Origin of the sequence: Halodesulfurarchaeum sp., from assembly GCF_036626455.1 — an archaeon.
Taxonomy (GTDB): domain Archaea; phylum Halobacteriota; class Halobacteria; order Halobacteriales; family Halobacteriaceae; genus Halodesulfurarchaeum.
In genome coordinates this window covers 1-4,577 of record NZ_JAZKRK010000067.1, presented here as the reverse complement: position 1 = coordinate 4,577, position 4,577 = coordinate 1, and the positions used below count along the sequence as shown (strand labels likewise).

General features: G+C 53.5%; 7 protein-coding genes and 1 tRNA gene. 7 read left to right on the top strand and 1 reads right to left on the bottom strand.

The window, feature by feature from the left end; genetic code table 11:
• Window positions 1–110: 110 nt before the first annotated feature.
• The 6 genes from V5A26_RS11185 (at window position 111) to V5A26_RS11160 (ending at window position 2,910) form a co-directional block, all read left to right on the top strand.
• Window positions 111–184, top strand: a tRNA-Thr gene (locus tag V5A26_RS11185).
• A 139-nt stretch (window positions 185–323) separates the two neighbouring features.
• Entirely contained in the window at window positions 324–587 is a 264-nt protein-coding gene (locus tag V5A26_RS11180; RefSeq protein WP_332322535.1) for a hypothetical protein, read from the top strand.
• Between the two features lie 43 nt (window positions 588–630).
• A complete protein-coding gene (locus V5A26_RS11175) occupies window positions 631–870 on the top strand; it encodes a hypothetical protein (protein ID WP_332322534.1) in 240 nt (79 codons plus the stop codon).
• Window positions 849–1,055: a hypothetical protein gene (locus tag V5A26_RS11170; protein WP_332322001.1), complete on the top strand. Its 207-nt coding sequence runs from the start codon at window positions 849–851 to the stop codon at window positions 1,053–1,055. The genes V5A26_RS11175 and V5A26_RS11170 overlap by 22 nt, the downstream gene beginning before the upstream one ends.
• 9 nt (window positions 1,056–1,064) lie before the next feature.
• On the top strand, window positions 1,065–1,190 hold the full coding sequence (locus tag V5A26_RS11165) for a hypothetical protein (RefSeq protein ID WP_332322000.1): 126 nt from the start codon (window positions 1,065–1,067) through the stop codon (window positions 1,188–1,190).
• A gap of 322 nt (window positions 1,191–1,512) precedes the next feature.
• Complete coding sequence (locus tag V5A26_RS11160) at window positions 1,513–2,910, top strand: APC family permease (protein WP_332321999.1); 1,398 nt, start codon at window positions 1,513–1,515, stop codon at window positions 2,908–2,910.
• Here V5A26_RS11160 and V5A26_RS11155 read toward each other — a convergent pair.
• Window positions 2,907–3,614 carry a universal stress protein gene (locus tag V5A26_RS11155; protein ID WP_332322533.1) on the bottom strand — a complete coding sequence of 236 codons (708 nt, stop codon included), beginning with the start codon at window positions 3,612–3,614 and terminating at the stop codon, window positions 2,907–2,909. The genes V5A26_RS11160 and V5A26_RS11155 overlap by 4 nt on opposite strands.
• A 204-nt stretch (window positions 3,615–3,818) precedes the next feature.
• Here V5A26_RS11155 and V5A26_RS11150 point away from each other — a divergent pair, with 204 nt between their 5' ends.
• On the top strand, window positions 3,819–4,355 hold the full coding sequence (locus V5A26_RS11150) for a hypothetical protein (RefSeq protein ID WP_332321997.1): 537 nt from the start codon (window positions 3,819–3,821) through the stop codon (window positions 4,353–4,355).
• Window positions 4,356–4,577: the final 222 nt, after the last annotated feature.

Sequence of the window (4,577 nt, the reverse complement as noted above, 5' to 3'; positions counted from 1 at the left end):
CTGTAAGGAGCGCAATTGGTAGTACCATCGCTCAAATTATAAAAAGAATTACATTAACTGCGGTTCCGAACCGTCACAAACTTGGCCCCCCACCGCCAAAGCCGGGTTGCGCCGCGGTAGCTCAGCCTGGCAGAGCAGTTGATTTGTAATCAACTGGTCGAGGGTTCGAATCCCTCCCGCGGCTGTGACTCTTTTGTACACATCCGTTACAAAGTAGTGGAAACGCGATATTTCTTGTTCCAACCCTTTCCACCGATCCAAGAGATTCCCTCAATGGTAAATTCGCGGATCTAGGTACGGTTACCGGAGTGATAAGGTGGTTAGTGATCAGCAAACGTCAGCCAGCGAGTGATCGAACAGCGACATTCGAAGCCAACACAGTCGAAACGAAGCTGCTGGAGAGCCCAGATGTCGTTTCCGCACTCGTCGATGAGAGTGCTGACTACGATCTCACGATCACCGGTGCGACCAGAGTGGGAGTGATCCAAAAGTTCGTGTTCGGCACGATTCCGGAAACCGTGGCCGAGCGAGCGCAGACGACCGTCATCATGACCAAACGGGACCTCGACGTCAGATCACGGCTCTAGGTCTCAGTAGACAAACTCCGGGAACGGGTCAGTGGCTCTCCGAATGAGATGGTTCGAAAAGAAACGGAACGTGATGTCCGTGATTGATCGAGATTCATTACGCGTCGAGGACACGACGGTAGCGGAACCTATCGATTTCATCACGGATGCCGCCGAGAGTCTCAGTCTCGGATTCGACCGGTGGGACGAAGAGTACGTCCGTGGCCCGGGGCTGTATTTCGTGGTCTTAACCGGTGTCAATTCTGGCGGTTGCGCAGATCATTGGGTGAAAATACCTGGCTAATAGAAACCAGTCAGGTCGGCACGGAAAACCTCGAGGGGTTCGTCGAGGCGGCGGAAACTGTCAGCCATATCCGTGATGGCGCGGTCATCGTCAGTACCGACGGGGCCGTCCAGGAGCAGATGGTCCGGATCAAAAGTCCAAGTAACGGTGAGAAACAGGCGGTCGGGGATGTGATGGTCGAGTAAGCTGACTGGATGGGAACGAAGCATTTGAGCGCGATCGAGGGACCCGTCCGTGAGGAGGTAGTGCCAGCCATCACGCTGAGCGAGGAGAACGGTCGGGTAACCGTCTTCCAGAATGGAACGTACGACGATTATTAGCGCAAGGAACTCGGGGCCGTGTGGCGTCCTACTGACTGAGCTGAGCATAATTCGATTGGAAGAACCGGAGTCGGTTTGCTGTATCTAACCTCTAAGTCTTGCGGACCATTTTGGATAGTGGACTGATAGTTCTGCGGGATCGTGCAAGATACAGGGTGCGTATTCAGATAGCATTTTCTCAGTCTGCGTAAGGGAATGCAAGCAATTCCTGAAAAAGGATTCCCCTTCAAATGCGGGATATTCGATAGGATAGGAAAACAAAGGAGTCATTACTAATGGGTTTGTCCGTTCCTCGTACGGTACCCACTTACAAATCCTACAAATGGGACACGAAAATCTCGAACGAAGTTTGGGATTGTACCCGACGATGATGATTAGTATGGGAGCGATGATCGGGAGCGGGATCTTCGTGCTCCCGGCACTCGGCTACAAGAAAGCGGGTCCTGCGGTGATCCTTGCATACGTGCTGGCAGCGATCGTCGTGCTGCCCGCTGCCCTCTCAAAAGCGGAAATGGCGACAGCGATACCCGAGTCCGGTGGGACCTATCTCTATATCGATCGGGCTCTGGGGCCGCTATTCGGGATCATTGCCGGTATTGGCGCTTGGTTCTCTCTCGTGTTCAAGAGTTCCTTTGCGTTGGTGGGTCTCGGAGCATACCTTCTGCTGCTCGTGCCGGTATCACAGGGCCAAATAACGTACGTCGCGCTCGGACTCGGAGTCCTGGTGATCCTCCTTAACGTGTCGGGTACAAAACTGACCGGGCGCATCCAGGCCGTAATCGTGAGTCTCGTCCTCGTCGGATTGGTCGGGTACGTGATCAATGGGAGTGTGATTGTCGAGGCGAACCGATTTACGCCCTTTGCTACCCACGGTGGTAGCGGAGTCATTACTGCAGCAGCGTTCGTCTTCGTCTCGTATGCAGGGGTAACGAAGATTGCGAGCGTCGCCGAAGAGGTCAAGAGCCCCGGCAAGAATCTCCCACGAGCGATGATCGGGTCGATAACGATCATGACGCTGGTCTACGTGTCCGTCGTGGCCGCCGTGGTCGGACTTGCCGACTCCGAGATCCTGAAACACGGCGGTCCCAACGGGTCCGCCTCGTTGACTCCAATGACCGATGGGGCCAGCGCGCTTTTTGGCGGGGCCGGCGTGACTATCATCGCCGTGATCGGGGTAGTTGCATTGATAAGTATGGCCAACGCGGGGCTCCTTTCATCCTCGCGATTCCCGTTGGCGATGAGCCGTGACAACTTGCTTCCGCCACAGCTAAACCGGATCGACGAACGGTTTACAACCCCCCGCAACGCCGTGCTCCTGACTGGAGCAGTTCTGCTACTGCTGATCGCCTATGTCCCAGTTATCGAACTCGCGAAACTCGCCAGTGCATTCCAGATCTTGGTGTTTGCGGCCGTTAATGCCGCGCTAATCGTCTTTCGAGTGGCTGATCCCGCGTCGTACGAACCCGAGTTCATCTCGCCGGGATATCCCTACGTGCAGGTGTTCGGTATCCTTGGGAGTCTGGGGCTGTTATCGCAAATAGGAACGATTCCGATCCTCAGCGCCGGTGGCATCATCGTCGGTGGGACTGTAATTTACCTCGTGTATGGCAGATCCCGGACTAATCGGAAGGGCGCTGTCGGCCAACTCCTCCGCCGACGTCGAGGGACGAACGATGACTATTCGGAAGACATCATGACCGGGGACACCGGTGACAACTAATAGTCCCGTCGGACGATGACCACCGGATCGCCCGTTTGGTCGGCGATCCGGTCTGGGAGATTTCCGAAGATACGGTCGCTCAGACCGAGTTCGGCCTCGTACATTACCACGGCGTCATAGTCCGCGGCGACCTCGAGGATTTCGTCGTCATGCTCTTCGCCTTTGACGACCAGCGTATCGATTCCGTCGGGGTCGAACCCCGCCTCGATCAGGCCCTCTCGAGTCTCAGTGACGATCCGCGTTCCTTGCTCGCGTTCCTTTTCGCCCTCGACGACGTGAAACAGGGTGATTTCTTGGGTAAAATCCTCGCAAAGCACGTCCAGGAACTCCGGAAGCCGGCTGAACTCCGCGACATCCGGGATCGGGACGAGTATTCGATGGACCCCCTCTGTTGGCGCTGGATTCAGTTCGGCCGAACAATCTTCCTCGATCGCGACTTGGTCGATCGCCGATTCTCGGTCTTTCCCGAACACGAGTCGGGTACGAACATCGGCACCTTCGTCGCGAAATCGGTTGGCGATCTCTTCAAGCGTCGCTTGGGCCTCCGCTTCGAACTGGTCGCGTGCTGCCCCCGCTGGAGTCTGTTCTGGCAGGTCATAGTGGCCCAAAAGGACGATATCCAGCGAGGCTATATCCTCGACGAGAACGGGCGAGAGGGGCTCCGGATCGCGCAACTCGACCGGAACAAGGATCGAATCAGTCATATTGGAAAATTAGCAGTACTGAGTGATAAACGGCGTGGGTGAAATTCACAGAACTGTTATTCCGAAGAAAGCCTGCGATTGTAACCAGCAGGTCACCATTTTGGCGGTGGGCGAGTCGAATTTCTTCTTTACCAGATGCTGCATAGAAGATCTGTCTCTTGCAGTCGGTTTCTGACACCCTCTGATTAGGACTCACGGAGCGTGATGAATACACAGCGCAAATGCATCCCCGACTATATCTCTTGGGAAGGGATAAATGAGGGAAAATCTGGCATACCATCATTATTTACCATTATGGTTTGTACTCGAAATATGGCCCCGCCTCCTGTTGCGAAACCTCACCTTTACCCAAGGCGTGTCATAGATTCTGATTATAATGTCATAAAGCAGAATTCGGATTTGACGGAATTAACTGGTATTGACGCTAATACCGAGGAAGTCAAATGCCACGATCAGCTGTCTAGTTCGCTTTGTGAAACTGACCAATGCCCACTAAAACAATTGTTAGACAATGATGACGAGAACTCTCAACTCCGTTACGGGGATACGGAAACCGAGGTACGTCAGGCAATTGAGTTTGAAATGCCAAACGGTGAGACGAGATTATTGACAATGTATACCGAGCAAATATTGGATGAGCTTATGGAACCCGGTACCGTTATACAAAGTTTCAAAGATATGACTAATTTGATGCAATACCAGGATTCATATCCGGGAAATGGGGATTTCCAAACCGATTGATCAACACCAATTCGCCACGGATACCGGATCAAAGTTGGAGGTTTGTCCGGAGAATCATCACTCACAAATTCTGGCGGTCAGGGATTTTTGGAAATCAGTTCCATATCGAGTTACAGACCGTTTTCGTCCGAGAAAAGTACTACATCCACGCTCAAAGTCTTGCACGCCATTTTTAGTTAGAGATCAGGTAGTTCTTAGTGACCGTGCTGAATAGACAGCGCG

Bases quoted from the DNA above. Each gene is read 5' to 3' on its own strand.
- V5A26_RS11155 (WP_332322533.1), bottom strand. From the start codon at position 3,614: ATGACTGATTCGATCCTTGTTCCGGTCGAGTTGCGCGATCCGGAGCCC.
- V5A26_RS11160 (WP_332321999.1), top strand. From the start codon at position 1,513: ATGGGACACGAAAATCTCGAACGAAGTTTGGGATTGTACCCGACGATG.
- V5A26_RS11175 (WP_332322534.1), top strand. From the start codon at position 631: ATGAGATGGTTCGAAAAGAAACGGAACGTGATGTCCGTGATTGATCGA.
- V5A26_RS11165 (WP_332322000.1), top strand. From the start codon at position 1,065: ATGGGAACGAAGCATTTGAGCGCGATCGAGGGACCCGTCCGTGAGGAG.
- V5A26_RS11150 (WP_332321997.1), top strand. From the start codon at position 3,819: ATGAATACACAGCGCAAATGCATCCCCGACTATATCTCTTGGGAAGGG.